General features: G+C 40.4%; 25 protein-coding genes. 7 read left to right on the plus strand and 18 right to left on the minus strand.

Translation table 11 applies throughout. The features are described from left to right. The first annotated feature begins 91 nt into the window (after positions 1–91). Entirely contained in the window at positions 92–922 is an 831-nt protein-coding gene (locus tag LBYS_RS03200) for a glycosyltransferase family 2 protein (protein ID WP_013407462.1), read from the plus strand. Here the strand turns inward: LBYS_RS03200 and LBYS_RS03205 are convergent. The 3 genes from LBYS_RS03205 to LBYS_RS03215 all read right to left on the minus strand — a co-directional run bounded on the left by LBYS_RS03205 (position 876) and on the right by LBYS_RS03215 (position 5,402). Beyond that, positions 876–1,952, minus strand: a complete 1,077-nt coding sequence (locus LBYS_RS03205) for a glycosyltransferase family 4 protein (RefSeq protein ID WP_013407463.1) — start codon at positions 1,950–1,952, stop codon at positions 876–878. The genes LBYS_RS03200 and LBYS_RS03205 overlap by 47 nt on opposite strands. A gap of 95 nt (positions 1,953–2,047) precedes the next feature. After that, a complete protein-coding gene (locus LBYS_RS03210) occupies positions 2,048–3,796 on the minus strand; it encodes a M14 family metallopeptidase (protein WP_013407464.1) in 1,749 nt (582 codons plus the stop codon). A 7-nt stretch (positions 3,797–3,803) separates the two neighbouring features. Beyond that, positions 3,804–5,402, minus strand: a complete 1,599-nt coding sequence (locus tag LBYS_RS03215) for a M14 family metallopeptidase (protein ID WP_013407465.1) — start codon at positions 5,400–5,402, stop codon at positions 3,804–3,806. A gap of 185 nt (positions 5,403–5,587) precedes the next feature. Here LBYS_RS03215 and LBYS_RS03220 point away from each other — a divergent pair, with 185 nt between their 5' ends. After that, entirely contained in the window at positions 5,588–6,412 is an 825-nt protein-coding gene (locus LBYS_RS03220) for a DUF2911 domain-containing protein (RefSeq protein ID WP_013407466.1), read from the plus strand. A 185-nt stretch (positions 6,413–6,597) separates the two neighbouring features. Then, positions 6,598–9,189, plus strand: coding sequence for an ATP-dependent chaperone ClpB (gene clpB, locus LBYS_RS03225; protein ID WP_013407467.1), 2,592 nt, complete (start codon positions 6,598–6,600; stop codon positions 9,187–9,189). On the opposite strand, the gene LBYS_RS03230 is transcribed toward clpB, so the two are convergent. The 3 genes from LBYS_RS03230 to LBYS_RS03240 all read right to left on the minus strand — a co-directional run bounded on the left by LBYS_RS03230 (position 9,186) and on the right by LBYS_RS03240 (position 11,229). Next, a complete protein-coding gene (locus LBYS_RS03230) occupies positions 9,186–9,728 on the minus strand; it encodes a DinB family protein (RefSeq protein ID WP_148225754.1) in 543 nt (180 codons plus the stop codon). The genes clpB and LBYS_RS03230 overlap by 4 nt on opposite strands. Then, complete coding sequence (locus tag LBYS_RS03235; RefSeq protein WP_013407469.1) at positions 9,719–10,177, minus strand: DinB family protein; 459 nt, start codon at positions 10,175–10,177, stop codon at positions 9,719–9,721. The genes LBYS_RS03230 and LBYS_RS03235 overlap by 10 nt, the downstream gene beginning before the upstream one ends. A 71-nt stretch (positions 10,178–10,248) precedes the next feature. After that, positions 10,249–11,229 carry a glycosyltransferase gene (locus LBYS_RS03240; RefSeq protein ID WP_013407470.1) on the minus strand — a complete coding sequence of 327 codons (981 nt, stop codon included), beginning with the start codon at positions 11,227–11,229 and terminating at the stop codon, positions 10,249–10,251. Between the two features lie 73 nt (positions 11,230–11,302). On the opposite strand from LBYS_RS03240, the gene polA reads away from it, so the two are divergent. Beyond that, complete coding sequence (polA, locus tag LBYS_RS03245; protein ID WP_013407471.1) at positions 11,303–14,104, plus strand: DNA polymerase I; 2,802 nt, start codon at positions 11,303–11,305, stop codon at positions 14,102–14,104. A gap of 17 nt (positions 14,105–14,121) precedes the next feature. Here polA and ade read toward each other — a convergent pair whose 3' ends face one another. The 5 genes from ade to LBYS_RS03270 all read right to left on the minus strand — a co-directional run bounded on the left by ade (position 14,122) and on the right by LBYS_RS03270 (position 18,485). Beyond that, positions 14,122–15,738: an adenine deaminase gene (ade, locus tag LBYS_RS03250; RefSeq protein WP_013407472.1), complete on the minus strand. Its 1,617-nt coding sequence runs from the start codon at positions 15,736–15,738 to the stop codon at positions 14,122–14,124. 80 nt (positions 15,739–15,818) lie between these two features. After that, the gene (locus tag LBYS_RS03255; protein WP_049781298.1) at positions 15,819–16,601 is read right to left on the minus strand and encodes a ComEA family DNA-binding protein; all 783 of its coding nucleotides are present in this window, start codon (positions 16,599–16,601) and stop codon (positions 15,819–15,821) included. A 48-nt stretch (positions 16,602–16,649) separates the two neighbouring features. Further along, the gene (locus LBYS_RS03260; protein WP_013407474.1) at positions 16,650–17,474 is read right to left on the minus strand and encodes a sugar phosphate isomerase/epimerase family protein; all 825 of its coding nucleotides are present in this window, start codon (positions 17,472–17,474) and stop codon (positions 16,650–16,652) included. A gap of 59 nt (positions 17,475–17,533) precedes the next feature. Beyond that, entirely contained in the window at positions 17,534–18,313 is a 780-nt protein-coding gene (locus LBYS_RS03265; protein ID WP_013407475.1) for a TIGR00266 family protein, read from the minus strand. Further along, a complete protein-coding gene (locus LBYS_RS03270; RefSeq protein ID WP_013407476.1) occupies positions 18,294–18,485 on the minus strand; it encodes a hypothetical protein in 192 nt (63 codons plus the stop codon). Before LBYS_RS03270 ends, LBYS_RS03265 begins: the two co-directional genes overlap by 20 nt. 145 nt (positions 18,486–18,630) lie before the next feature. On the opposite strand from LBYS_RS03270, the gene LBYS_RS03275 reads away from it, so the two are divergent. Together LBYS_RS03275 and LBYS_RS03280 are read left to right on the plus strand one after the other, a co-directional pair. Then, complete coding sequence (locus LBYS_RS03275) at positions 18,631–19,110, plus strand: DinB family protein (RefSeq protein ID WP_013407477.1); 480 nt, start codon at positions 18,631–18,633, stop codon at positions 19,108–19,110. Positions 19,111–19,331: 221 nt separating this feature from the next. After that, positions 19,332–20,795: a Gfo/Idh/MocA family protein gene (locus LBYS_RS03280; RefSeq protein WP_013407478.1), complete on the plus strand. Its 1,464-nt coding sequence runs from the start codon at positions 19,332–19,334 to the stop codon at positions 20,793–20,795. A 32-nt stretch (positions 20,796–20,827) separates the two neighbouring features. On the opposite strand, the gene fbp is transcribed toward LBYS_RS03280, so the two are convergent. From fbp to LBYS_RS03305, 5 genes are all read right to left on the minus strand, one after another. Beyond that, entirely contained in the window at positions 20,828–21,832 is a 1,005-nt protein-coding gene (fbp, locus tag LBYS_RS03285; RefSeq protein WP_013407479.1) for a class 1 fructose-bisphosphatase, read from the minus strand. A gap of 138 nt (positions 21,833–21,970) precedes the next feature. Further along, on the minus strand, positions 21,971–22,693 hold the full coding sequence (locus LBYS_RS03290) for an SIMPL domain-containing protein (RefSeq protein WP_013407480.1): 723 nt from the start codon (positions 22,691–22,693) through the stop codon (positions 21,971–21,973). After that, complete coding sequence (locus tag LBYS_RS03295; protein WP_013407481.1) at positions 22,690–23,211, minus strand: DNA-3-methyladenine glycosylase I; 522 nt, start codon at positions 23,209–23,211, stop codon at positions 22,690–22,692. Before LBYS_RS03295 ends, LBYS_RS03290 begins: the two co-directional genes overlap by 4 nt. Continuing rightward, positions 23,208–23,879, minus strand: coding sequence for an NUDIX hydrolase (locus LBYS_RS03300; protein WP_013407482.1), 672 nt, complete (start codon positions 23,877–23,879; stop codon positions 23,208–23,210). Before LBYS_RS03300 ends, LBYS_RS03295 begins: the two co-directional genes overlap by 4 nt. Then, positions 23,854–24,096 (minus strand): DUF3820 family protein, encoded by a 243-nt coding sequence (locus tag LBYS_RS03305; RefSeq protein WP_013407483.1) that lies wholly within the window; start codon positions 24,094–24,096, stop codon positions 23,854–23,856. Before LBYS_RS03305 ends, LBYS_RS03300 begins: the two co-directional genes overlap by 26 nt. A 74-nt stretch (positions 24,097–24,170) precedes the next feature. Here LBYS_RS03305 and LBYS_RS03310 point away from each other — a divergent pair, with 74 nt between their 5' ends. Continuing rightward, positions 24,171–25,049 (plus strand): bestrophin family protein, encoded by an 879-nt coding sequence (locus tag LBYS_RS03310; RefSeq protein WP_013407484.1) that lies wholly within the window; start codon positions 24,171–24,173, stop codon positions 25,047–25,049. On the opposite strand, the gene LBYS_RS03315 is transcribed toward LBYS_RS03310, so the two are convergent. Next, a complete protein-coding gene (locus LBYS_RS03315; RefSeq protein WP_013407485.1) occupies positions 25,033–25,539 on the minus strand; it encodes a RidA family protein in 507 nt (168 codons plus the stop codon). The genes LBYS_RS03310 and LBYS_RS03315 overlap by 17 nt on opposite strands. A 1-nt stretch (position 25,540) precedes the next feature. Continuing rightward, positions 25,541–26,062 carry a hypothetical protein gene (locus LBYS_RS03320; RefSeq protein WP_013407486.1) on the minus strand — a complete coding sequence of 174 codons (522 nt, stop codon included), beginning with the start codon at positions 26,060–26,062 and terminating at the stop codon, positions 25,541–25,543. Positions 26,063–26,069 lie beyond the last annotated feature (7 nt).

A 26,069-nucleotide genomic window follows, 5' to 3' on the forward strand; every position in this document is an offset into this window, starting at 1 on the left:
AAATAATGAGCCTACGGCCATTTTTTTCACTAGAATAGGAAAGATTTGGTCAGTAAAATCGTTTATTGCATACTAAATCTAAACAGCTAGCATGAATTCTTCTTTATTAATCTCTACGTATAACTGGCCGGAAGCCTTAAGATTAATCTTAGAAACGGTTCGGATTCAAACGGTTTCACCTTTGGAAGTGGTGATTGCTGATGACGGTTCAGGTCCGGAAACTCGAGAGGTAATCACTGAATTCAGGGATATTCTTGATATTCCTATCAAACATGTCTGGCAAGAAGACAGAGGTTTTCGGGCTTCACGCATACGGAATTTAGCTATTAAAGAATGTGAGGCTGAGTATATTATTCAAATAGATGGGGATACTCTGCTACATCCTCGCTTCATAGAAGATCATCATTCCTTGGCTTTAGATAATCATTTTATTTCCGGTTCAAGGGTTTTAGTGGGTGAATCAGCAACCCATGAGGCTATAAAATCTGGTAAATTTACATTTAGCCCTATTTCTAGGGGTATTAAGAATAGATTGAATGCTTTGCATTTTCCGGAACTAGGATCCCGGTATTCAGTAAACGGGCTCCCTCCCGAAGAGTTGATATATAAGATTAGAGGCTGTAATATGAGCTTTTGGAAGAGGGATCTTTTAGCTATTAATGGCTATGATGAGAACTTTGAGGGCTGGGGGAGAGAAGATTCAGAATTGGTTTGGCGTTTATTAGTTAAAGGTTGTTTCTTACGTCAGGTTAAATTAGCTGCCATACAGTACCATTTGCACCATAAGCCTAATAGCAGGAATCATTTCCAGGAAAATCATTTACGTCTGCTTGAAGTGATGGCTTCAGCTACGTACTATGCAGAAAATGGTATTTTTAAAGAAGAGTTTGATACAATTCCATCCATTGTTTTGCCAGAGTAAGGTCGTCAAATTTCTGTACAAAAGTCCTTCCCTCCCTACTCATTCTCTCTCTTTCAAGCTCATTATCCCACAGGGATATTAGCTTGGCCTTAACTTCTTCAGCATTATGTATATCTACGTAAGCAGATGAGGGTCCTCCAGCTTCCGGAAAAACTCCTGCTTGGTTAGTTACTACTGGAATACCGGAGTATAGGGCCTCTATAATGGGAATTCCAAAGCCTTCGTATTCAGATGGATAGGCGAATATTTTGGCTAAACTATATAAGATAGCCACTTCCTCATTACTAAGTCCTTCTAGGAAGTGTACTCTGTTTTCCATTTTATTCTCCTGAGCAAACTGCTCCATCTTCTTCGCATAATCTGTTTTGCGTCCTATAAATACCAGGGGTATGTCCGTGGCTTTTAGGGCTTGCAGGAGGATCAAACCGTTCTTTCTGCTTTCTAATGTTCCTACATTTAAGATAAATTCATCAGGAAGGGAATATTTCTCTTTGATCTCAGTCTTTTCTGCGGCGGAGTATATTCTCTTGAATAAATGGCTACACCCTTGATATATCACTTTTATTTTATCTTCAGGTGTTCCAAAATGCTCTATTATGTCATCTTTTGTCTGCTCTGAAATAGCTACGACGATGTCAGCTTTTTCACATGCATATTGAAACTTCTTAAAATATATCTTTCTGTCTAAAAATGCGTAATAATCAGGCAGCTTTTCAAAGATAAGATCATGAATGGTGACTATCTTTTTAGGAGATTTTTTGCCCCATCGAAGTGGGAGCTCACCGGATAGTCCATGAAAGATATCGCAACCCTCGGCCTGTTTGCCTAAACTTAGTTGCCTGCCCAGGAAACCCTTGATTGGAATGTGAGAGATAGAAGGATGTGAAGGAATAGAGTCCGGGCGCTCATCATATAGATAATATTGATGTTCTGGATAATTTGTGCTCAGAATTCGAATTAGATCTCTGCTGTAATTACCTAGCCCTGACTTATTGTGGAAATAGCGTTTACCGTCGTACCCTATGGTCATCCCCTCTATTTTTTACAAAAATAAGGGTGGAAAGGAGTAAGTGTTTGGTTTATGGTAAAAAAAAGGCCGTTTACTAAGAAACGGCCTTTCGGTTTTTAGAGTTTTTGGGAAACAATACCTCCTTTTGCGCTATCTACCTCTAGGGTAGATCCTTCCACTTTTCCTTTAACTATCCATCTTACTTTTACAAAACCCATGCCCGGAATATTTTCAACGGCAATCTTATTAGGTTCTGTTTTTTGTTCTTTGGATAAGTTAAAATCTTCATTTTCAACGATCATCCCAGCAAGCACTTGGGCTCCTTTCAAACTGATATAATCCGGTCTTTCTATTTTAAACTTAACATCGTGAGCAGAGTGGGTAGGCATGATTCTTCTGTTCATGACTAATGCAGTAACTTCTGTCAAGCCGCCTCCTAGGTCTTTTTTCTTCACGTCAGCAATTTCTAACTTAGGCATTTGATAAGCATGAAGTAAGGTAAACGCCATGTTTCTATGGGTATCTTCCATTAATAAGAATCCTGGATGGTTTCTGATATAGTTCTTCTTTGGTCCACCTATTTCTATATCTCCAAACTGAGGGTGTTTGTAAGGCTTCCATTTAACATAGCCATCTCCGAAAAGAAGTAACTTGTCAAAATCTTCAAATTCTACATTTTCAAACCTACCTTCGCTGGATTTCTTATTGAATAGTTTATAAGAAGTGAATAATTCATTACTGAAAGTAAAGATTCCTCTACCCAGAGCTAACCAGTCGATTTCCCCTCCAAATACAGTATAAAGGTCTTTATGGATCACAAAATAGTTGTAACCCGGAACCATTTTTTCTCCAAGTTTTCCTATATAATCATACACTTGTACATCACTTCTGCTATAGTACTTTTCATCATCAGCAGCTCCTGGTCCTCTAAGGAACATACCACCGTAGTTGTGGTAACTCTGTGCTCCGGCAATGTTAGGATGTTCAAGTATGAACTTTTTCACTGCCTTTGTTTCCGGTAGCATTCCCGGATAGAATAGGGCTCCTCTTTGGATATAATCCGGTTGCCAATTCCATCCCCAGTCGCGGTTAGGGTCATAAGTACCCACAGCGTCTTCGTTTACTCTTCCGTCACCGTCATTGTCTATACCTTCGTATCCTAACATCTCATATTCACCCGGCTCGTCTTGTTTAGCCATGATCATTCTTTGAGGGTTATTAGGGTCAATTTTATATCTACCGGTTGGAGATTTTCTTCTCATCATCACGATGTTACCGTCACCGTCTAAGTCGTCTAGTAAATCCTCGTCAATCAAACCATCACCGTCATCATCCATAGGTAGTCTACCGGTTCTTGATGAATTGGGGTTATTTGGATGTTTGATGAAATACTCTCTAGAATCAGGGCTTATGGTAGGAGCAATGTAGAAGATCTTATCTTTCAGTAATTGATTGATAAATTCTACGGACTGGAAACTTTCTGCTAAGTACCAAGCCGTGTACAGGGCCACTTCAGTTCCTTGTAACTCATTAGCATGGATGTTTCCGTCAATATAAAATCCCGGTTTTTTATCGGCTATTCCGGTTTTATAATCGGTAATGCTCATTAACCATATATCGCGGCCTTCCACGGATTTACCTATGGATTGGAGCTTTACCAAATCCGGATAGGCCTTAGCCAGATCATTGCAGATTCTGTAAATCTCTTGATGGTCGCTGTATTTGTTCCAATATACCTTTACCTTAGGGTTTGCTGGAGATCCTATGGCACGGATCCCATTCAGGTCTTCCGGCGCGATCTCGCTTTTTTGGGCCTGTGCGTTCCAGGCCAATAGGGATAATAATGCTATATATATCTTTTTCATTTCCTTCTTATTTAAGCGTCAATTCCAATTGAGAAATACCGGAAGATGGGGATCCTCCTTCAATAGTGATTTTACCATTGCCATTGATTAGCCAGGAGTATTGTTCTGATTCTCCCGCTTGAAGAGTGGTACGGTAGTTGGCTGCTTTTCCGGAAACTAACGTTTGTCCGTTGCTCAACTTGATTTTGCAACTTACTTTGTAAATATATCTAACTCTATCTCCGATCTCTGAGTAGGTAGGAAGTAAACCTTTGTTTACCAAGGTTACCGTTACTCTATGTAATCCATTGCCCAAATTTTCTACTTTTGAATTAACAAGTTCAGTAGATGGCATTCCATCTAAATATGAGCTTAAGAATTCTTGGTGGCGAATAGCAGCAGAATCCAAGTATTGAATAGGAGGATTGTAAATGGCTCCGGGGTATAAACCTCCCACTTCCACATTTTGGTTAGGGAAGTCAGGGTGATTGATTTTTGTCCAAGGCACGAAGGTTTTTAGACCTTGTTTATCTGCCCATTTTAGGTAATCTAATTCAGGACTGCTGGTTTCCCCTTTTTTCCCGGATGACGGAGCCCACCAGCCCGGTGTAGTAAAGCTGAATCTACCTGCATGATAGTAAGCTGTTTGGCTTAAGTTGCCGGGTGTTTGAGGTAGAGCAGGACCAGCAGATTTTACTGATTTATTATACCATTTACTCACCATTTCTGTCACAGCTGCATCTTTCTCCAACCAGCCCGCAATGATTCTTCTGCTCGCTTTCATTCTGTCGAACTTAGTAGGTTCTGATAGATTATTCGCCAGACCTAGATGGATAACGGTATGGATATTCGTATGCGAGTATAAAAAGTCCAAAAAGGCTCTGGTTTCTGGCTCTGAGGCTTGATGTTCACCAGCTCCTTCTTCAAAAACCGGGTATTCAAAGGTAAAGTTTTTGTCGATATTTACTCCACCTGCACCGTCTTCATTGAAGTTTCCGTCTTTGTCATTGTCTATGCCTTCACTTATCAGCAAGTACTTGCCTTTTTCTCCTTTAGAGGCGTTAGCTTTAACTAAAACACGGGGATCTTCTTTGCTAGCAACGTAGGTGCCTGCAGGATCTTCTACACGAAGTAATGTGATGAGGCCATCACCGTTAAGGTCTTCAAATGGGTCTTCGTTTAGTCTTCCATCACGATCATCATCGCGGGAGGTGGCATTTCCGGCTCTCTCATATACTAAGCTTGCAGTACGCTGATCCAAGGCATCAGGATTAAGTGCCGGAATGATGTATAAGGTTTTTTGATGTAATAGTTTTTGCAAAGAGTCAGCTGGTAATTTTGCTAGCCCTTCTGCAATCTTAAGGGCAATTTCTGTTCCTGCTCCGTGTGTGCCGTTAGCGCCTGCCACGAGTAAAACTGCCTTATTTTTGGATGGGTCACCTTGGGAAAGGCTGAGGACCTGGATGTCCTTTCCTCCGCTACTTTTTCCAATGGTGCTTAGGGTGATGTTTGTTCGGGTTAAGGCTTTGAGCCTACTTTGAATCTGCCCCGAGGAACTGTAAGTGCTTTGGGCGAACGCTGGCGAAATGGCTGCCAGTACCCCCACGACAAATAGTTTTATTTTCATACTTGAATAGGTTAAGGCATCAAAGTACTAAAAATCCGTACGTTATAAAAATGGCTTAAGATATAATAGCGAAATGTATAGAGTTAAGTCCAGATCCATGAGGATTAACGGGGAGAAATTGTCTCATTTTTTTGGCTGAAAACAATATTGTATTTTTGTTTCTTCATAAACTTAAAACTAAACATATGAAACTAATTAAAGTTCTGGCCCTTGCGCTGATCACTTACGGTGCCAGTGCACAGTCGTTTAAAGTTCCTACAAAAAGCCCTTTACAAACTATTAAGCAAGAATTCGCCCTATCTTCTGTAGAGATTGAGTATTCGCGTCCCTCTGCTAGAGGTAGAAAGATATTTGGCGATCTTGAAGCATATGGTAAATTATGGAGAACTGGTGCCAATGCTCAAACTTTAATCACATTTGGTGAAGATGTTAAAGTGAACGGAACTCCATTAAAGGCGGGTAAATACACCATACTTTCTGTGATTGGTAAGGACGAATGGAAGATTCGTTTCTGTACTCCTGAGACCAGCGTATTTAATTTTAAGGAGGCAAATGTAATTGCTACCGTATCAGCAAAGCCAGTAAATGTAGATTTCCACTGGGAAACCTTTACCATTCTTTTTGGTGCGCAGACAGATACTTCACTTGAAGTTAACATGATTTGGGAGAACACCATGGTGCCATTCACCATCACTACTGAAATTGATGAGAAGGTGATGGCAAATATTAATAAGGTAATGTCTTCAGATACCCGTCCGTATTTAGCCGCAGCATCATATTATTTAGATAATGGCAAAGACCTTAAAAAGGCGCTAGAGTGGGCGAATAAGGCGGTAGAACAACAACCAGATGCTTTTTGGGTAACGCATACTAAAGCTAAGATTCAAGCGAAGTTAGGTGATAAGAAGGGGGCAATGGAAACAGCTAAATTGTCCTTAAGTCAAGCTAAAGCCGCTAGTAACCAAGACTACGTGGCATTGAATGAAAAACTTATGGCTACTTTAAAGTAAGGTTAGGCTTTTTTTGCTAACTAGAAGGCAGGGATTTTATCTCTGCCTTTTTTTCGTTTATTAAATAGGGGTAATAAGTCATTTTGTCTCTTTTCTTAATTGTAATCAAAAAGAAATCTGACTTTTTGGCTGAATTTCGATTTTTGCATGTGCTTTGATCTAATTCTGATAAAAATGGTTAAGCTATGAATCAATATACACACAAGGCTCAAGAGTTGATCCAACAAGCAGTGGAAATAGCTCAAGGGCATGGCCAACAATCAGTGGAAACCGGTCATTTGCTGAAAGCTTTGGGCGAGGATGAAACGGGGAAACATTTGTTAGGTCAGCTAAACAGTGCTTCCTATGATGAAGGATTGAATCAAATCATCTCCACTTATCCTAGGGTCTCCGGAGGGGATCAAGTTTATTTAGGAAATGATTTAAACAAAGCCCTGCAAGCAGCACAAACTGCACTAAAGGAGTTTGGCGATGAGTTTATCAGTGTAGAACTATTGCTTATAGGGATACTTAAAGGGAATGATGCTACGGCTATGCTCCTTAAGAGATTAGGAGTGAAAGAAAGTGATGTTAAAGCAAGAATTATATCATTAAGAGGAAAAAATAATCCAGTGAAAGATCAGAACGCAGAAAATAAATATCAGGCTTTAGCTAGGTATAGCAAAGACCTGAACGAATTAGCAGAGCAGGGAAAAATAGACCCGGTGATCGGTAGAGACGAAGAGATTCGTAGGGTTCTACAGATTCTTTCTCGTAGATCAAAAAATAACCCGATTCTTTTAGGTGAGCCGGGTGTAGGCAAAACGGCCATTGTAGAAGGTTTAGCGCAAAGGATTGTACAAGGAGATGTTCCCGAAAACCTAAAATCTAAACGAGTGATTTCCTTAGATATGGGTCTTCTGGTGGCTGGAGCTAAATACAAAGGTGAATTTGAAGAACGTTTAAAAGCCGTGATCAAAGAGGTTACAGATTCTGAAGGTGAAATCATCCTCTTTATAGATGAGATCCATACCTTAATTGGTGCTGGTGGAGGAGGAGAGGGAGCCATGGACGCGGCTAACTTGTTGAAGCCGGCTTTAGCCAGAGGAGAGTTGCATGCTATTGGTGCTACTACATTGAAAGAGTACCAAAAGTACATAGAGAAGGATAAAGCTTTAGAGAGACGTTTCCAGGCCGTAATGGTGGATGAACCTACTGTTCCAGATGCTATATCTATACTTAGGGGTATCAAGGAAAAATACGAAGTTCATCATGGGGTGAGGATTCAAGATGATGCCGTAATAGCAGCCGTGGAGCTTTCGCATAGATATATTTCAGATAGATTCTTGCCTGACAAAGCCATAGATCTAATGGACGAAGCAGCAGCTAAACTTCGTTTGGAGATGGATTCCATGCCGGAAGAAATGGACGAGCTGCGTAGAAAGATTATGCAGCTTGAGATCGAAAGAGAGGCCATCAGGCGAGAAAAGGATCAAGAGAAAGAAGCATTACTTTCAAAAGAAATTTCTGATTTGAACGAAGAGTATTCAGCCTTAAAAGTAAGATGGGAAGCTGAGAAAGGTAAGGTAGATGAGATCCGTACCTTGAAAGAAAGTCTGGATAATCTCCGCTTTGAAGCTGAGCAGGCGGAGAGGGCAGGCGACTATGGAAAGGTTGCAGAGATACGGTACGGAAAGATTCCTCAGGCAGAAGAACGTTTGAAAAGTTTATCCGGTAAAAACTCTTCTGAAGATAATTTGATCAATGAAGAAGTTAAGGCGGAGGATATAGCTGCAGTAGTAGCTAAATGGACCGGTATACCGGTGACTAAAATGCTTCAGAGTGATAGAGAGAAACTGTTGTATCTCGAGCAAGAATTAGAAAAACGTGTAGCTGGTCAAAAAGAAGCTATTCAAGTGGTTTCAGATGCCGTTCGGAGGTCTCGTGCCGGTATGCAAGATCCGAAAAAACCTATAGGTAGTTTCCTCTTCCTTGGTAGTACGGGGGTGGGTAAAACCGAGCTAGCTAAAACCTTGGCTAATTATCTGTTCAACGATGACAATGCCATGGTGAGGATTGATATGAGTGAATACCAGGAGAAACATACCGTAAGTAGGTTAGTAGGTGCGCCTCCGGGATATGTGGGCTATGATGAAGGGGGACAATTGACGGAAGCTGTTCGTAGGAAACCTTATTCTGTAATTTTGTTGGACGAAATTGAAAAGGCACATCCTGATGTTTGGAACGTCTTATTGCAGGTGTTAGATGATGGTAGATTGACGGATAATAAAGGTAGGGTAGCTAACTTTAAAAACACCATCATTATCATGACCTCTAATATAGGCTCGCATTTGATCCAAGACAAGTATCTGGAAGCCAGTAAGGCGGGTGCAGATGCCTGGGAGAAATACTATAAAGATGAGGCTGTAGAACAAGTGATGGAATTGTTAAAAAGCAGTGTGCGTCCGGAGTTCCTGAACAGGATTGATGAGATTGTTCTGTTTGATCCTCTAGGTAGAGAAGAGATCAGAAAGATAGTAGCCATCCAATTTGACGGGATCAAAGCTAGATTACAGGAGCAAGGCATCTACCTGGATGCTACTGATGAAGCACTAGATAGATTAGGTGAACAAGGTTATGATCCTGTCTTTGGTGCCAGACCTTTGAAAAGGGTCATCCAAAGGAACATTTTGAATGAATTGTCCAAAATGATACTCAGCGGAACGGTAAATAAAGATAAGGTTATCCTACTGGATGTAGATGGAGAAGGTTCTTACAAGTTTGAGAATCTCCATTAATAGAAATCCGGATCGTTCGTTTCAAAATAGCGGCTTTCCATTTCATCAGTAAATTTTGAAGTGGGGGCCGCTAATTTTTTAATCAGGGCTATCTGACCTGTATGGTAGATGTCATGATGGATAATTCCGTTCAAAAGTGTGTCAAAATTGTATTCAGCTCCAGGAACCATTTCCTGTAGAAAGCTGTCATCCTTATTTTCTAGTGCCTTGATTAATTCATCCTGGCTTAAGGTTAATTCCATCATGAGCGTCTCTAGTTCAAACTCATCTACATGATGGAAATCGCCAAAATTCTTCTTCTCACTATCAATATTATAACTAGCATCTCCCTGTATTTTCTTCAAGGCAAATAACCTCCAGGAAGTGATGTGGTATATCAATTCTGCTATGCTATGGATTTGTGCGGGCTTATATGCCGCAGTTTTCACTTTAAGTCCCTTGGTTTGCTCCAATAAGGACGGTCCATGCCAAGCTCCACCATGAAAACTGGCATTCAATAAGCGAATGATGTTCTTTACGTTTTCCATGACTATTGCCATAGGACCCAAATCATACCCAAGTGATAGGTGTCATGCTGTATGAGTCCATTTAATAGTGTGTAAAAATTATAGTACTCTCCAGGAACATTTCTATTTAATAAGCTGTCATCAAACTCCTCTAGTTTTTTTAGAAGCGTCATATGCGTACTCAATAAATTTTCTTTTAATCGTACAGGATCATTCAAGTCCTCCTCTGTCCCCCAGTTTTCTTCATCTGTTTCTAGACGGAAATGAATATTATCCTCGAGCTTTTCTATAACAAACCTTCTATAGGCGGTAAGATGAAAGATGTTTTGTGCGATGGATTGTTTTGAAATCGATGGCTTCTCTTTCAACTTGCTCTCGGGAAGGCTATTGATGATCTCCATAACGGAAGGTCCGTGCCATGCATCCCCTCTAAATACCGTGTCTATATTGTCGATGATTCTGGATAGGTTTGTTTCTACCATAGGTAAACCAAAATGTTTAATGCAAAATTGGCAAATTTCCTGTGAATTATGTGAGTTACCGGCAAAAATATTCAATACTTCCTATCCTTCCAGTGGGTTTCCCTTTGGAAAAGATAGTATAAGAATTGAAGCAACCAAGCTACAGATAAATAGATGAAAAACAATGGAAGGTAAGTTACAAAGCCTCTAAGTTTTAATTTCTTTTGGTAAAAAAGAATAATAAAGAAGTGAAAAAGAAGAAGGAGGCTAAGTGCCAAAATGAAAGTTGAACTGGAGTATATTCCAAGCACAATGAACAGAGGTAAACTGATAGCTTGCAGAAAACCCCAAAATACCGTTTTCGGTGCATTCTCAATGGCCCCTTTTAGCCATCTCTTTCTCTGTTTCCAATAATTTTCAGCAGGTTTAGTCCATGCCAGAACATCTGCCTCAAAAGCCTGCACAAATCCGAATCCGGATTTTATGATCTGAGAATACAAAAGATAATCTTCTACTATACTGAAACCTATTTTTTTATAACCTCCAATAGCATCATAGGCCCTCCTGCTAACCGCCATATTATTGCCCATGCCCGTAACCGGAATCCGTAATAAAGAAACCAGATAAAAAAGCGTTAAAGCCATTAACCATTCCATACCTTGCATCAGCCCCCAAAAGGTGTCTCTCTTGACAGTGGTTACCCCAACTACCACTCCCGTATTTCCCTGGAAATGTTTTAATAGTCCGGAGATCCAATAGGGTGGGAGTTCCATGTCTGCGTCAGTAAAGAACAAGTATTCTCCCTGTGCTTCAGAGGCTAATAGATCTAATACACGCGTTTTTCCCTTAAGTATACTTTCTTCTTCGCTTACATGAAAAACTTTCACGTTAGGCCTTTGACTGGCATAGGCATCCATCAATTCCCCCGTCTTATCATGGGATTGATCGTTCCCTAGAATGATTTCATATGCCTCTTTGGAGTACTGCAATCCATCTAATGATTGAAACAAATGGGGAAGATTATCTTCCTCGTTACGCGCAGGGATCAATATGGAGACCAAGGGTTTCATCATACTCTTGCAAAGATACACGCTCGTTTGCGGGAGAAGATATTTTTACCGACTTTTGAACACAAATCAAAGAACAATGCGTAATAAGAAACTCTTCTTGCTGGATGCTTATGCCTTAATCTATAGAGCACATTTTGCTTTTGCTAAGAATCCTAGAATCACTTCTAAAGGATTGAATACCGGTCCTATATTTGGTTTTACCAATACTCTTTTAGAGGTAATCAAAAAGGAAAAGCCTACGCATTTAGTGGTTTGCTTTGACACCAAAACTCCCACTTTTCGCCATACAGAGTTTGTAGATTATAAGGCCAATAGAGAAGAACAACCTGAAGATATCACTTTAGCTGTACCTTATATCAAGCGACTGATTCAAGCCATGAATATACCATGTCTAGAAAAGGATGGATATGAAGCAGATGACGTGATAGGTACTCTGGCTAAAAAAGCTTCTAAAGATGAGTTTGAAGTCTTTATGTATACCCCTGATAAAGATTACGGTCAATTAGTGGATGAACATATTTTCTTATATAAACCCGCCTTCCTAGGAAATGGAGTAGAAGTGATGGGTGTTCCCGAGGTTTTAGATCGTTGGGGTATCAAACGCATTGATCAAGTGGTAGATGTACTGGGCTTAATGGGGGACAAGGTAGATAATATTCCTGGTATACCCGGCGTGGGAGAGAAGACCGCAGTGAAATTATTAGAGCAGTACGACACATTAGAAGGCATTCTGGAAAATGCGGATAAGATCTCAGGTAAACTGGGTGAAAAGGTTCGTGCGGGTAAGGAAAGTGCTTTGATGTCCAAATGGTTAGCAAAGATAGATACGGAAGTTCCCATTGAATTCGAGGAAGAGCGTTTTCTACTGAATGAAGAATACGGCCCTGAACTGGCTGAACTTTTTGATGAGCTGGAATTCAGAACCTTGAAATCCAGAATCTTTAAACCAACGACGGAAACAGGTACTCCTAATGAAACGGAAAAGCCGAAACCGAAAGCACCGGAAAGTAATCAAATGAATCTATTCGGAGACCTAGAAGAAGTGTCTGAACCTCAGGACACTACTTTGCATACGGCCAAAGACGTGTTGCATGATTATTACCTCATTTCAACACCTGAAGAAAGGGCTGAACTACTGGAATATTTGTTAGCTCAGGAAGAAATCTGCTTTGACACGGAAACCACAGACATAGATGCATTAGATGCGCAGATTGTAGGACTTTCCTTTGCCTACCGTCCCAGAGAAGCCTTTTACATCCCTTTTTCGCCTAAGTTTGAAGAGGCAAAGGCTGTTCTAATCGAGTTTAAACCTCTTTTTGAAAATGAAAATATCAGGAAGGTAGCTCAAAATATAAAATACGACTTGACCATTCTGGCTACCTATGGGGTAGAGGTTAAGGGCGAAATTTATGATACCATGTTAGCGCACTACATTTTGGAGCCGGACCAGCGTCATGGTATGGATTATTTAGCTGAAACCTATCTGAGTTACAAGCCTATCCCTATCTCTGATTTGATAGGTAAAGGAAAGAAGCAACTGAACATGCGCGATGTTCCATTAGAGCAGATCAAGGAATACGCTGCAGAAGATGCAGATATCACCTTACAACTGAAACATGTACTTGATGCACAAATCAAAAAGACAGATCAAGGGAGATTACTACAAGAGGTAGAACTGCCCCTGGTACATGTCTTAAGCGATATGGAAAGAACTGGGGTGAAGATAGATGTAGAAGCCTTACATGATCTTTCCAATACGCTTCAAAAGGACTTGGCTAAGACGCAAGAAGATATTTTCCAATTGGCAGGAATGGAGTTTAATGTTGGCTCTCCGAAGCAATTGGGCGAAATCCTCTTCGAACATATGAAGATTGACGAAAAGCCTAAGAAAACTCCTACCGGTCAATACGCTACAGGAGAGGATATTCTAGTCAACTACGAAGCGGATCACGAGATCGTTCGAAAGATTCTAGATTTTAGAGAATTAAGCAAGTTGAAGAGCACCTATGTAGATGCCTTACCTACTCTGATTTCAAAAAGGACGGGAAGAATTCATACTACCTATAATCAAGCTGTTGCAGCTACGGGTAGACTTAGTAGTACTAATCCTAACCTGCAGAACATTCCTATCCGTACCGAAAGAGGTAGAGAGATACGGAAGGCTTTTATTCCGGGTGGAGAGGAATTTACGATTCTTTCTGCTGACTACAGCCAAATAGAATTACGCATCATGGCGGATTTTAGCGGCGACGAGAGTATGTTAGAAGCTTTTGATAATGGCATGGACATCCACGCCGCAACGGCCTCAAAGGTTTTTGGTGTATCCTTAGAGGAGGTGAACAGTGATATGAGAAGAAAAGCCAAGATGGTCAATTTTGGTATAATCTACGGAATATCAGCCTTCGGTTTAGCCCAGAGACTAGGTATTCCTAGAGGAGAGGCAAAGAATATCATAGATGCCTATTTTACTCAGTTTCCAAAAGTGAAATCCTATATGGATCAAACCATAGAGAAGGCAAGGGAATTAGAATACGTAGAGACCATTCTGGGTAGAAGGAGATATTTAAGAGATATCAATTCAAGAAATCAGACCAATAGAGGATTTGCGGAACGAAATGCCATCAATGCTCCTATTCAAGGTAGTGCAGCAGATATGATCAAAGTGGCCATGATTCAGATCCATGATTTCATGAAAAAGGAAAATTTGAAATCAAAGATGATTCTGCAAGTACATGACGAATTGGTCTTTGATGCTCATCATTCTGAAGTAGAGTTTCTGAAAGAGAAGATTGATTATTACATGGTAAATGCGCTGCCACTCAAGGTGAAAATTGAAACCGGAATAGGTATAGGGAAGAATTGGCTTGAAGCACATTAAGAGAGTAGGGTTTAACCCTACTCATCAAATCCCACTGAAGTAAATTCAAATCTATCTCCATCAAACAGACCTTTATCGCTCAATTTTAAGGAAGGTATAACCAGTAAGGCCATAAAGGATAAGGTCATAAATGGACTGTCCAATACACTTCCTAGACTTTCTCTGACGAACTGGTCTATTTTGATGTATTCTTGAGCCACTTCATACCCATCTCCGGCACTCATTAAGCCTGCTATGGGCAGAGGTAATATAAGTTTCTTGTCTTTGGAAACAGCAGATAATCCCCCTTTCTCTTTAACCACCAGGTTGATAGCATCTACGATACTTTTATCATCACAACCTACGGCAACAATATTATGGGAATCATGGGCTACGGAAGAGGCTATAGCTCCTTGCTGAAGACCAAAGCCATGAATATATGCTACGGCCGGTGGATCGGCATGGTACCTGTTATACACCACTATTTTTAGGATATCTTCTTGTCCTACTTTATTCGCATCTACCCACTTTCTTTCTGTAACGATCTGTCCGTTCAAAGCACCGATAACCCTGACCTTTGAACCCTGAACAGGAATTTGAATCTCTTTTTCTGTAATGGCATGAGTCTTGAAGTGGTTTATGGTTTGAGGCGGAGGGCCTTGAATCAAGCTCTTTCCATTTTCTGCCACCTTTTGTCCGTGAATGTAGGTGTCTATTACATTGAATTCTATTAGGTTGTCAACAAGTATGACATCTGCCCAATCACCCTCTCTCAACATTCCCACAGGTAAGCTGTAATGTTGGATGGGTTGAATCGTGGCCATTCTGATGGCGGCGAAAGGATTTATACCGAAGGCGACTGCTCGCTTTACCAAGGCATTAATATGACCTAATAAAAGAGAGTCAGGATGTTTATCATCTGAACAGAACATCATTTGATCAGAATGCTCTTTTGCCAGAGGGATAAGGGCTTCAAAGTTTCTTGCAGCGCTACCTTCTCTGATTAGGATTTTTACGCCCAGTTTCAACTTGCCTTCCGCTTCTTCGAGGGTGAAACATTCATGATCCGTACTAATTCCGGCACTAAAGTATTTTTCTGCTTGCTCTCCTTTTAGACCGGGAGCATGTCCATCAATAGGTTTTCTGTGTTTTTGAGCCACCTTTATTTTGGCCATGACCATGGGATCCTCATTAATTACTCCCGGGAAGTTCATCATTTCTGCCAGGTATGGGATACGCGGATCAGCAAGCATTTGATCTATGTCATCTACCGTGACCTCTGCACCGGCCGTTTCAAAAGTGGTTGCGGGTACGCAAGACGGTGCACCAAAAAAGAATTTGAAAGGAACGGTTTGTCCATTTTCCAGCATGTAATACACGCCTTTTGTTCCTAAAACGTTAGCTATCTCATGCGGATCAGAGATCGTGGCAACTGTCCCGTGAACCACCGCCAGTTTAGCGAACTCACTGGGTGCTAGTAGGGAACTTTCTATATGAACATGGGCATCTACAAAGCCCGGCAGTATATAAGGTAAGTTAGGATCTTCATTCCCTAATTTCTCAATTCGGAATATACGGTTTTCAAATAGAATGACTCTCGCCTCAAATATTTGATCATCCCAGAGGTCTACGTAATTACCTGAGATATACTGCATAGCATTTGGAAGTTTTAATTATTTTTCGTAAATTTCTTAATAGGATCCTATTAATGGACTTACTTATACCTGTAAAGTTATTAAAACTGAAGATAGGGCAGAAGTTTTGCTAAAGTTTCTTCATCTAAAGCGTCTATATTTTTTAGATCTTCCAAATTTTTAAATTCTCCATGTTGTTTCCTATAGGCCAAGATAGCTTTAGCTTGGTAGGATCGTAAGTAAGGGTGTTTCAGTTCCGCTACTTCATTTATCTTTATTTTGCTTACCGGAGTTTTGATTTTTAAGTAAGGTCTTATCTGAGCAATGGTTTCCGGTTTCAATCCGTAGATTTCATTTAACTGATCCAAAGAATGAAATCCGCCTAATGCCGTTCTGTATTTGATGATCCTGGAAGCAAAGGTTTTCCCTATTCCTTTTAAAGTGACCAGATCTGTGCTGTCTGCCAGATTGAGGTCCATAGCTATAATCCTTTGTTGGGGTTTATGTGAGGTTTGGATTTTGATCCAGGGTGCTAGGCTGTCATATAGGACAGGAGGGAAGTTGTATATTTTTTGCAAATCTTCTTTTGTCCGGAATTTCCCACCTTTGCTTCTGAAATTGATCATGCTTTTCATTGTTTTCTCAGGTATTCCAAGAAGTGCCAATGAATCTTCAGTTAAGGTATTAGGATCAAAGTGAAATCTTTGGTACACAGGTGCTTCATACGGATAGATAGTGAGGAGTACTCTTTGCTTACTTTCTGTAGAGTGTTTTTTTAGCAAATAGTAGGCAGTGGCAGTAAAGAAGAGTAGGAGCATAAATGATCTAATGCTTTGGGCTTCCTTCTTAGGAATGTCCCAAAACAGGGTCATTAATTTTTTCATGGTGTGGATAGTTGGGACCTTGCACGGGGCAAGGTCCTTATTTCAAAATTACATGACTGATTTCATGTAAACGGCATTTTCCTGCATAGCGTCAAGAGAATCTCCTGCATATTGTTCCTGTTCTACCATAAAGTATTTAACTCCGGCCTTCTTAGCATCTGCAATGATCTTCTTGTAGTCCAATAGTCCGGACGACAATACTCCCTGGGTAGGTCTTGGATCCCTTCCTGTCATTTGCTTCACATGAACTAGATCATATCTACCTGCATATTTTTGCAGATGGGCTACGCAACTTTCACCAACTGCTTCTGCCCAGAAGATATCTAATTCAAAGATGACCAACTTAGGGTCTGTATTGGCCAAAAGGATCTCCTGTCCTTTCACACCGTTTTTGTTTTCAAAGGAATATCCGTGGTTATGATATCCGAATTTCAGACCATATTGTTTGCATAACTCTCCGGCCTTATTGAACTCTTCCGCTCTGCGCTTCCATTCGTCTTCCGACTTCTGAGGGCCGATCATGGGAGAGATCAAGTACTTCAAACCTACCTCTTTAGCCTTTTCTACGGAAGCGGTATTGATATCCGGCACACCTGTGTGACTACTGATCACGCTTACTCCAATTTCCTTAAAGAATGCTTTAGCTTCAGCAGCATTCATCCCCCAATAGGGGTCTTTCGAATAAGATTCAAATTGAGTGTAGCCCATTTTTGCCAAAGCCCTCATGGTATTGATAGGATCTTTTGACATCTTATCCCTTACACTGTAAAGTTGACAACCGAAATCCTTCTTTTTTGCAGCAAATACATCAAGACCTGCAGTGGCTAGGGCTGCAAAAGCTGCACCGGATTGAATAAATTGACGTCTTTTCATTTTTTATGTTTACGTTTAAAAGGTTAGTTAAGGGTCTAGTTGTTTATAATAATTAAGGTTTAATCTTCAAATAATGACCCTAAGCCACCTAATACGGAGCCTCCCTCTTTCTTGGTATTGGGACCGGATGAGGAAAGACGTTGGATTAATTTTGAGATGGGTAAAGATTGTAACCATACTCTTCCTGTTCCGCTTAAAGTGGCTAAAAACATGCCTTCTCCTCCAAAAATCATGGATTTTAGGTTGCCTGCAGCTTGTATGTCAAAATGAATCTGAGGCTCGAATGCTACTATACAACCGGTGTCTACTCTCAGAGTTTCATTGCTGAGTTGCCTCTCTATCACTACGCCTCCGGAATGTATAAAGGCCATGCCATCTCCTTGAATTCTTTGCAAAATGAATCCTTCTCCTCCAAAAAATCCTGCACCTAAGCGTTTATTAAAATGTATATTTATGCTAGTGCCTAAGGCAGCACAAAGGAAGGCGTCCTTTTGTACAATCAGCGTATTTTGGTATATCTGTGCAAGGTCTACTGGTTTGATGGTGCCTGGGTAAGGAGCAGCAAAGGCAACCTTCCTTTTGCCATAACCTCTATTGGTGAAATGGGTCATAAATAGAGATTCCCCGGTGAGTAATCTGGAGCCAGCCTGGAATACCTTACCCAGAAAACCCTGTTCAGGAGCAGTACCATCACCTAATTTGGTTTCAAATTGTATACCATCTTCCATGAATAACATGGCTCCGGCTTCTGCAATTACAGTTTCCTGTGGGTCTAATTCAATTTCTACTATTTGAATATCTTCCCCGTGGATCTGAAAATCAATCTGATGACTTCTCATCTTTAAGATGTTTAAGTTTTTTGTCGTCTATCTTATCGTTTAGAAAATCGTTCAATTTTTCAATGTCATACGACATCTGTATTTCTCCAAATGAGTTGATTCTAACATCAAAACCTTTAAGGTCTTTGTGGACCTTTGGCAATTCTACCGCCTCTTTTTTCTTCTTTGCCATAAATATTCTTAGAATTTTATAGGAAATATACAGATAATCTTTGATCAGAAAAGCCTATTTCCTAAAAATATGTCTCGTATTCCCCCGTCGATTGACTATTTTACCCTTAACTTGCTGATAAGAAATCCACTACTTTTGAGCTATAATGCGCCTTGAACTCCATAAAATATACCATGATTTGCTCCAAATATTGGAGGACATTCCTGATAAAAATTGGGGTATCCGACCAGTAGAAGAAGTTTGGTCAGTTAGTGAGATCGTAGAACATATCCTACTCTTTTCCCATCTGCCTCCTGATGAGCCTAGGGCTGAGACCGACAGATGGTTTGATCACCACGTTCAGGATTTAAAATTCTTTTTCGAGGATAGAAATAAAAAACTCGCATGTAGGGATTGTTACCTGCCATCCGGACAAGTATTTCAAAAGGCAGTATTGCTGAATGGTCTGGAGGAAAAGATGGAGGAAATAATACGATATTCAGAGAACAGTGATTTAACTCAGTTGTGTCTTGGAGAGGAGTTTACGGGATGGGGTTATTTAACCAGGTACGAATGGCTTTGTTCAACTTCTTTTCATGTAAACAGGCATACTTTTCAAATACTTGATGTTTTAAGTGAAATTTAAATACCCTGTGCAAACGTTTTCGTTTTGCATTAATTTGCTCATTGTCTACAATTTATAGGGTGAAATTCCTCATTATTAAATACATGGGGTAGAAATCTTGCTTGTTAGTTTATTTTGTATCCTAGAATAGTCCTAAATTTTATTTTTTAGTTTTAAAATAAAAACAATAATTTTAGCGCAAATTCCTGCAGAGGCAGGCCCATCCATTAATTACCTAAACTATGAAAAAAGACAATTCCAGACGGAGTTTTATTAAAAGCAGTGCCCTTGCGGCGGGGGCTTTCTTTATTGTACCTCGTCATGTTTTAGGAAAAGGTTACACAGCACCTAGTGATAAGCTTAACCTGGCGGCTATCGGAGCCGGTGGAAAAGGTACCAGTGATATTTTTAACGCTTATAATAATGGCGCTAATAATGTTGTGGCACTTTGTGATGTGGACTTTGGTCAGGCGGCTAAGTCTGTAGAAAGATTCCCAAATGCCAAACGTTATAGCGACTTCCGTAAGATGTTTGAGGAGATGGGTAAGAGTATTGATGGTGTGACTATATCAGCTCCGGACCACATTCATGGAATAGCTGCTATGGCCGCTATGCAGAACGGGATACACGTATACGTTCAAAAACCATTAAGCCATAATATTTATGAGACAAGAATGCTGACTGAGGCTGCTAGAAAGTATAAAGTAGTTTCTCAGATGGGTAACCAAGGGGCTTCAAACCCGGGTCAGCAACAAATGATAGAGTGGTTCAACAAAGGATTGATTGGCGATGTAGATACAGTTTATGTATGGACGAACCGTCCGGTTTGGCCACAAGGAATTCCTGTACCTAGCGGTAATCCTGCCTTACCTGAAACCATGAGTAAGGAGAACTGGGATCTATTTATAGGACCAGCTGACTATGTAGACTACCATCCTCTTTATCACCCATTCAAATGGAGAGGTTGGTGGAACTTTGGTACCGGAGCTTTAGGTGATATGGGTTGTCACTTGATTGACCCGCCTTTCCGTGTACTTGAACTAGGTTATCCTACAGAAGTAGAATGTAGCGTAGGTCAGATCTTTATTAAAGACTGGACTCCGGAATATATTCCAGAAGGCTGTCCTCCGTCTTCTCACGTTCAGGTAACCTTCCCTGCTTCGAAAAAGAATAAGAAGAGCATCAAGATGATTTGGACTGACGGAGGTATTCGTCCCTTCCATCCGGATTTGATTCCTGCTGATGATCCTATAGGTGAGGCCGGAAGTGCTAACGGTGTAATGATGATTGGTTCGAAAGGAATTATGACTTGTGGTACTTATGGTTTGGAACCAAAGGTTTACAAGAAAAATGGAGAAGTTTTGACCATGCCAAAAGATTATAAGACTTCTAATAAAAACGAATTGCTTCCAGAATATGGCCACCATGTATCTTGGACAGATGCTATCAAGGCCGGTTTCGGAAGTAAAGAGCATAGAGCATTGACTTCCTCTTTCGACTACTCAGGTCCTTTGACTGAAACAGTTTTAATGGGTAACCTTGCTATTCGTTCCTACCAAATGGCTAAGAAGAATGAGAAAGGTCAATTGAACTTTGATGGTCGCAAAAAGTTACTTTGGGACGGTAAGAACATGAAGATTACAAATTATGATGATGCTAACCAATTTGTAGCAAGAAACTACAGAGACGGTTGGAAGTTGATCTAGTAAACTTTAAGGCTGCCGAAAGGCAGCCTTTTTTATTCCTTCATAAATTCCTCTACTTTTTCTACCATATCCTTGCTTCCGCAGAAGAAGGGTACTCTCTGATGTAAAGAAGTGGGTTCTATATCTAAAATCCGTCTATAGCCATCACTTGCTTTACCTCCTGCCTGTTCAGCTATAAAAGCCATGGGATTACACTCGTAAAGTAAACGTAGCTTGCCATTCGGACTGTTAGTACCTGAAGGATAAATATAAATTCCTCCTTTTAAAAGGTTTCTATGAAAGTCTGAGCACAGGGAACCTATATATCTGGAAGTATAAGGCCTATCACCTTCTACTTCTTGACAATATTTTAAGTATTTTTTTACTCCAGTAGGGAATTTGGAGTAGTTGCCTTCATTTATGGAGTAAATTTTCCCTTTTTCCGGGAACCTCATATCAGGATGAGATAGGAAGAATACGCCTACTCCGGGATTCAAGGTGAATCCATTTACTCCATGTCCGGTAGTGTAGACAAGGATGGTAGAGGTTCCGTAGACTACATATCCGGCCGCCACCTGTTTGTGTCCAGGCTGCAGGAAGTCTTCTAAGGTTACCGGGGTTCCGCTAGGTGTGACCCGACGGTAAATGGAGAAGATAGTGCCTACTGAGACGTTTACATCAATATTGGAGGATCCGTCTAAGGGGTCTATCAATACCACATACTTACTGGAGTCCTGATTCTTGCTGCTCTTGATAGCAATGAAGTCCTCGTTTTCTTCTGAAGCTACTCCACAAACCACCTCTCTTTGGGATAAGGTATTGATGAAAATATTATTAGCGAAAACGTCTAATTTTTGTTGCTTTTCGCCTTGTACGTTTTCTTCCCCATGGTCGCCTAGAATATCTAGTAATCCGGCCATGTTCACGTGGTTGTTGACAATTTTTGTGGCAAGGCGAATGGCACTTAAAATTCGAGAGAGCTCGCCCGTGGCATATTTAAAATGATCCTGACGATCAATGATAAATTCCCCGAGCGTTTGAACGGGTTTTAAAGTCATGATGAGGTTGTTTTTTTACGAAATTACCCCATATTTTGGCAGTAAAAAAGGGAAAGAATTAATAATATATTTTATTAATCCTTTCCCGGAAAAATGCTAAGGTTTTAAGCGAAATTTGTCGTATTTCGAATAAAAATCCTATTTTATATTGTATTCTAAACGCGTAGTGATGGTTGCTGTTTTATGTTTGGAATAGGTATTAAACGAACCTCCCCAGGAGTAGTCTTCAGAGGAGTTTTGGGCAATGATCTGGAAGACTCCCATACTGGCTTTTCTAAGGTCTCCTAACTTTGCATTGGCATTTTTTGCTATCATCTCAGCACGAGAGTTTGCATCTCTAGTAGCTTCAGCGATCATCTCCACTTTGAGTTCCGCTAATTTAGTATAATAGTATTCCGGAGAATTTGAAGAGAACTCTACCCCTTGATTGATAATTTCTGTCACGGATCTGGAAACCTCTTCCACTTTATCCACTTCAGAAGATTCTACCTGTACGGATTGTGTGAGGTTAAATCCGGTAAAAACACTGCGGGCTCTCCCGGTGGACGGATCGTAGTCCGTATTGATATCTCGCATGATATTCACTGCAGAGAAGACCATGTTCTTTTCCGGTATTCCTTTGCTTACCAAATATTTCTTTAAAAGTTCACGATCTTTATCCAGTTCTGCGTATGCTTCTTTTAGGTTAAAACTTTTTCTGCTAAAACTTCCGGACCAAACGATAAGGTCAGAGGTGAAATCCTTCTTACCTAGTCCCGTAACAGTAATGGTGTTTTCACCTTTGTTTCTTTTGATGATGGCATCTCTGCCTATGAAGGCAATGATGATGGCAGTGGCTGCTAAAATGAGATAGTTTTTCATAAGGTTGTTAATTTGGAATAGATAGGGCAATCTTCATCATGAGCTCCAGGTAAGTAACCTGTACTCATCAGGAATTCGTTGACAATCTCCCCTCCGGTAAATTTAAAGGTTTTCTTAAAGAGTTTCATCCACTCTTCCTTTTTTTTACCCCGGTGAAAATCAAGCCATTTCTTGAAACTTCCATATTCTTCTTGAAGTGCAATGATAACCTTCGCATTGTGTATAGCTGCCGCTACTTTTAAGCGGTTACGGACTATGCCTGCATCTTGAAGCAGCCTATTTACTTCTTCTTCTCCATAAGCTGCCACCGTGGCTATGTGAAAGTTGGAGTAAGCTTTTTGGAAGTTCTTTTGCTTTTTCAACATCAAATCCCAGGACAGTCCGGCTTGGTTTATTTCTAAAACGAGACGCTCAAAAAGTTCATTGTCATCTTCTATGGGGTAGCCATAGTGATGGTCATGGTAGATTTTATGTAAGTTATCTTCGGGTAAAGGTTGAACATAAGTGCAGTAACTCATAGCTTGATCTGTTTTAATAAAGGCCAGTCTTCTACCTCTTGGAGATAGAGGTAATTTAGAAGTAGGCAATTGGTATTATTCATTCTTTTATGTGCTTCAGGAAAAGGGAAGACCCGGGTTTGAATATCTTCCCCGTCTACACCTGTTTGTTTCTGGTCTAGTGCATCAATTTCCTCTTTATTCAGGAATAGTTCAGTATAAAAGAAGTACATGCATTCATCAGAGGTTCCTGTGCTAGGAAAGAGCCTTTTGTCACTCATCAAAGGCTTTAATTGCTCATCCTTAATCTCTAGCCCTGTCTCCTCTCTTACTTCTTGTAATGCTATTTCTCTTGGTGTTTTCAGCATATCTACCATTCCGGCAGGATGCTCCACAGTGATTCCGCCTTCCGCAATTCTCCTTTGTAATACGGTCAACAGATATTTTTCGGAGGTTTCCTGGTCGATTAAACATACCAATACCGTCACTACTTCCCCTTTAACCAGGCACAAAGGTGGAATCTTTTTACCTGAAGGCGTAGTAGCATGTAGTAGTACCAAAGAGAATAGAACTTCACCTTTATGATTTCTTCGGGTGTGGACCTCTTCAATGTCTTTTATACTCAATTGATTTTCCTCCAGTTTAGACTTCCAGAGTTTGTATTTATGGGCGTCCTGAAGTTTTTCCATGTTTCTTAAGTTCAATGATGATCTCCTGTAGACCGTTTTGTTTGATTTCATAGACAGTGGCTAGCTGCATGCCCAGTCTACCTGCAGGGAATCCTCCTTTTCTCTGAAACCATTCCAGGTAGCTCACAGGAAGATCTGCTAATAGGGTGCCTTGGTATTTACCAAAGGGCATTTTGTCTCTAACGAGGCTAAGGAGTATCTCCTTATCTGGAACCATAATTTCGGTTTTAGGCTGTAAAGTTCTTCAAAAATGCTGTATTTTGCTGCCCTATTTCTTCTCAAATTTTACATATGGAAATTTATAACCCAAAAGAGTGGATAAAACCGGTTTTATATTGGCACAAAGCAGATACGATGAGGAAACTTTTTCCTTATCTGATTATTGCGGCTGTTTTTTCCTGGGGTATTGCTTTTTTTGAGCTGGAATATTTAAAAATTTCAGAGAAGAGTTGGGTAAAGAACATAACAGTAGTACATAGCCTTTTGGGTTTTGCTTTGTCTTTACTTTTGGTATTTCGTACAAACACAGCTTATGATAGGTGGTGGGAAGCCAGGAAACAGTGGGGCGCTTTGGTGAATTCTTGTAGGATTTTGGCCTATAAACTAAACGCTATGTTGCCTCAAGACGACAAGTCCTCCAGAGTATTTTTCAGGAAGAGCATCTCCATGTATACCAGGGCACTTATCGGACACTTACGGTCAGATTATACTACATACATGCTGGACGATCTAGATCATCCTGAGATAGAACCGGATAAGCACCGACCGAACCAGATAGCCGGTTTGATGTTCAAGACCATTCACAAGCTTTACAGAGAGGGCAAAATTAGCTCTGAGGATTACCGTTTGGTAGATCAGGAGCTCAATACCTTGACGAATGTTTGTGGGGCCTGTGAAAGGATTAAAAATACACCTATTCCCAAATCCTATATTTCATTCTTAAAGAAATTTATAGTGATCTATGTAGCCAGTTTGCCTTCCGGTTTTGTATTTTCCATAGGGTACTTTGTGGCGGTTGCAGTTCCATTTGTTTTTTATGTTTTGGCATCTTTAGAAATCATCGCAGAATCCATAGAGGATCCATTTGGATTAGACCAAGATGATTTACCTATTGAGAAGATTAGCGGAAATATCAAGAAACATGTAGAGGAACTTATTCCACTTCAATGATGGCTTCCACCTCTACCGCCATACCTAATGGTAGAGAGTTATGACCTACAGCAGAGCGAGCGTGTACCCCTTTGCTTGCGAAAACAGCTTGCATCAATTCGCTGTATCCATTGATTACTTGTGGATGTGAGGTAAAGTCATCCGTAGAATTGACCATCCCCAGCACTTTTACGATTCGTTTTACTTTGGAAAGGTCTCCAAGTTCTGCTTTTAGTACAGCCAAATGTTCCAATGCGGCTCTCTGGGCAGCTTGTTTCCCTTCTTCTATACTTAGATCTTTGCCTAGTTTTCCAATGATGTATTCCCCATTTTCATTCTTTGGACCTTTACCAGATAGAAAGATTAAATTTCCTGTCCTTACGGCATGCGTATACGCTGCTATGGGCTTAGAAATTTCAGGTATTTTGAGACCTAGTTCTGCTAGTTTCTGCTCAGGAGTTTGAGCATAAGCAGTAAAGCTAAGGAAGGCGAATAGTAGGGTTTTCTTCATTTTACTCTAGGTTGAATTCTTTCATTTTCACTTCACCAAAATCCTTTGGTGTCATGATTTTTGTTTGAATTTCGCCATTTTCATCCATATGTACAAGAGCGTCTTCAATCACATACCAGTCCTCATTCATGTATGTGAATGAAGTGGTTCTGGCCCACTTTTGGTTGGGTCCTCCAAAGTGTTCAATTCTAACCGTTTGTCCTTCGATTTTTATGCCTTGAAAAGGATCTCCTTCCTCTCCGTTACAAAACCTGCAATAGATGCTGTTCCCATTCGTCCATTCTTCCTTGTACTTCCGTTTATCTGATGTCAGCAGTTTTAATAATCTGCTACCCACTTCCGGATTTGAGCTGTCTGCTTCTAAGATCATTAGGAGGTCAAGTTCCCCATCACCGTTGAGATCTGCTCTGAGGGTATCATTTAAGGAATAGGATGGAGGTACAAAAGTAAGCAGGCTTTCTGCTGAATCTTTGTCGGATGCAGCACAAGAAGCTAAAAACAATAAGGGAAGTATCTTTTTCATAAGCAAA

Origin of the sequence: Leadbetterella byssophila DSM 17132 (assembly GCF_000166395.1) — a bacterium.
Taxonomy (GTDB): Bacteria; Bacteroidota; Bacteroidia; order Cytophagales; family Spirosomataceae; genus Leadbetterella; species Leadbetterella byssophila.

Bases quoted from the DNA above. Each gene is read 5' to 3' on its own strand.
- LBYS_RS03200 (WP_013407462.1), top strand. From the start codon at position 92: ATGAATTCTTCTTTATTAATCTCTACGTATAACTGGCCGGAAGCCTTA.
- LBYS_RS03205 (WP_013407463.1), bottom strand. From the start codon at position 1,952: ATGACCATAGGGTACGACGGTAAACGCTATTTCCACAATAAGTCAGGG.
- LBYS_RS03210 (WP_013407464.1), bottom strand. From the start codon at position 3,796: ATGAAAAAGATATATATAGCATTATTATCCCTATTGGCCTGGAACGCA.
- LBYS_RS03215 (WP_013407465.1), bottom strand. From the start codon at position 5,402: ATGAAAATAAAACTATTTGTCGTGGGGGTACTGGCAGCCATTTCGCCA.
- LBYS_RS03220 (WP_013407466.1), top strand. From the start codon at position 5,588: ATGAAACTAATTAAAGTTCTGGCCCTTGCGCTGATCACTTACGGTGCC.
- clpB (WP_013407467.1), top strand. From the start codon at position 6,598: ATGAATCAATATACACACAAGGCTCAAGAGTTGATCCAACAAGCAGTG.
- LBYS_RS03230 (WP_148225754.1), bottom strand. From the start codon at position 9,728: ATGGCAATAGTCATGGAAAACGTAAAGAACATCATTCGCTTATTGAAT.
- LBYS_RS03235 (WP_013407469.1), bottom strand. From the start codon at position 10,177: ATGGTAGAAACAAACCTATCCAGAATCATCGACAATATAGACACGGTA.
- LBYS_RS03240 (WP_013407470.1), bottom strand. From the start codon at position 11,229: ATGATGAAACCCTTGGTCTCCATATTGATCCCTGCGCGTAACGAGGAA.
- polA (WP_013407471.1), top strand. From the start codon at position 11,303: ATGCGTAATAAGAAACTCTTCTTGCTGGATGCTTATGCCTTAATCTAT.
- ade (WP_013407472.1), bottom strand. From the start codon at position 15,738: ATGCAGTATATCTCAGGTAATTACGTAGACCTCTGGGATGATCAAATA.
- LBYS_RS03255 (WP_049781298.1), bottom strand. From the start codon at position 16,601: ATGAAAAAATTAATGACCCTGTTTTGGGACATTCCTAAGAAGGAAGCC.
- LBYS_RS03260 (WP_013407474.1), bottom strand. From the start codon at position 17,474: ATGAAAAGACGTCAATTTATTCAATCCGGTGCAGCTTTTGCAGCCCTA.
- LBYS_RS03265 (WP_013407475.1), bottom strand. From the start codon at position 18,313: ATGAGAAGTCATCAGATTGATTTTCAGATCCACGGGGAAGATATTCAA.
- LBYS_RS03270 (WP_013407476.1), bottom strand. From the start codon at position 18,485: ATGGCAAAGAAGAAAAAAGAGGCGGTAGAATTGCCAAAGGTCCACAAA.
- LBYS_RS03275 (WP_013407477.1), top strand. From the start codon at position 18,631: ATGCGCCTTGAACTCCATAAAATATACCATGATTTGCTCCAAATATTG.
- LBYS_RS03280 (WP_013407478.1), top strand. From the start codon at position 19,332: ATGAAAAAAGACAATTCCAGACGGAGTTTTATTAAAAGCAGTGCCCTT.
- fbp (WP_013407479.1), bottom strand. From the start codon at position 21,832: ATGACTTTAAAACCCGTTCAAACGCTCGGGGAATTTATCATTGATCGT.
- LBYS_RS03290 (WP_013407480.1), bottom strand. From the start codon at position 22,693: ATGAAAAACTATCTCATTTTAGCAGCCACTGCCATCATCATTGCCTTC.
- LBYS_RS03295 (WP_013407481.1), bottom strand. From the start codon at position 23,211: ATGAGTTACTGCACTTATGTTCAACCTTTACCCGAAGATAACTTACAT.
- LBYS_RS03300 (WP_013407482.1), bottom strand. From the start codon at position 23,879: ATGGAAAAACTTCAGGACGCCCATAAATACAAACTCTGGAAGTCTAAA.
- LBYS_RS03305 (WP_013407483.1), bottom strand. From the start codon at position 24,096: ATGGTTCCAGATAAGGAGATACTCCTTAGCCTCGTTAGAGACAAAATG.
- LBYS_RS03310 (WP_013407484.1), top strand. From the start codon at position 24,171: ATGGAAATTTATAACCCAAAAGAGTGGATAAAACCGGTTTTATATTGG.
- LBYS_RS03315 (WP_013407485.1), bottom strand. From the start codon at position 25,539: ATGAAGAAAACCCTACTATTCGCCTTCCTTAGCTTTACTGCTTATGCT.
- LBYS_RS03320 (WP_013407486.1), bottom strand. From the start codon at position 26,062: ATGAAAAAGATACTTCCCTTATTGTTTTTAGCTTCTTGTGCTGCATCC.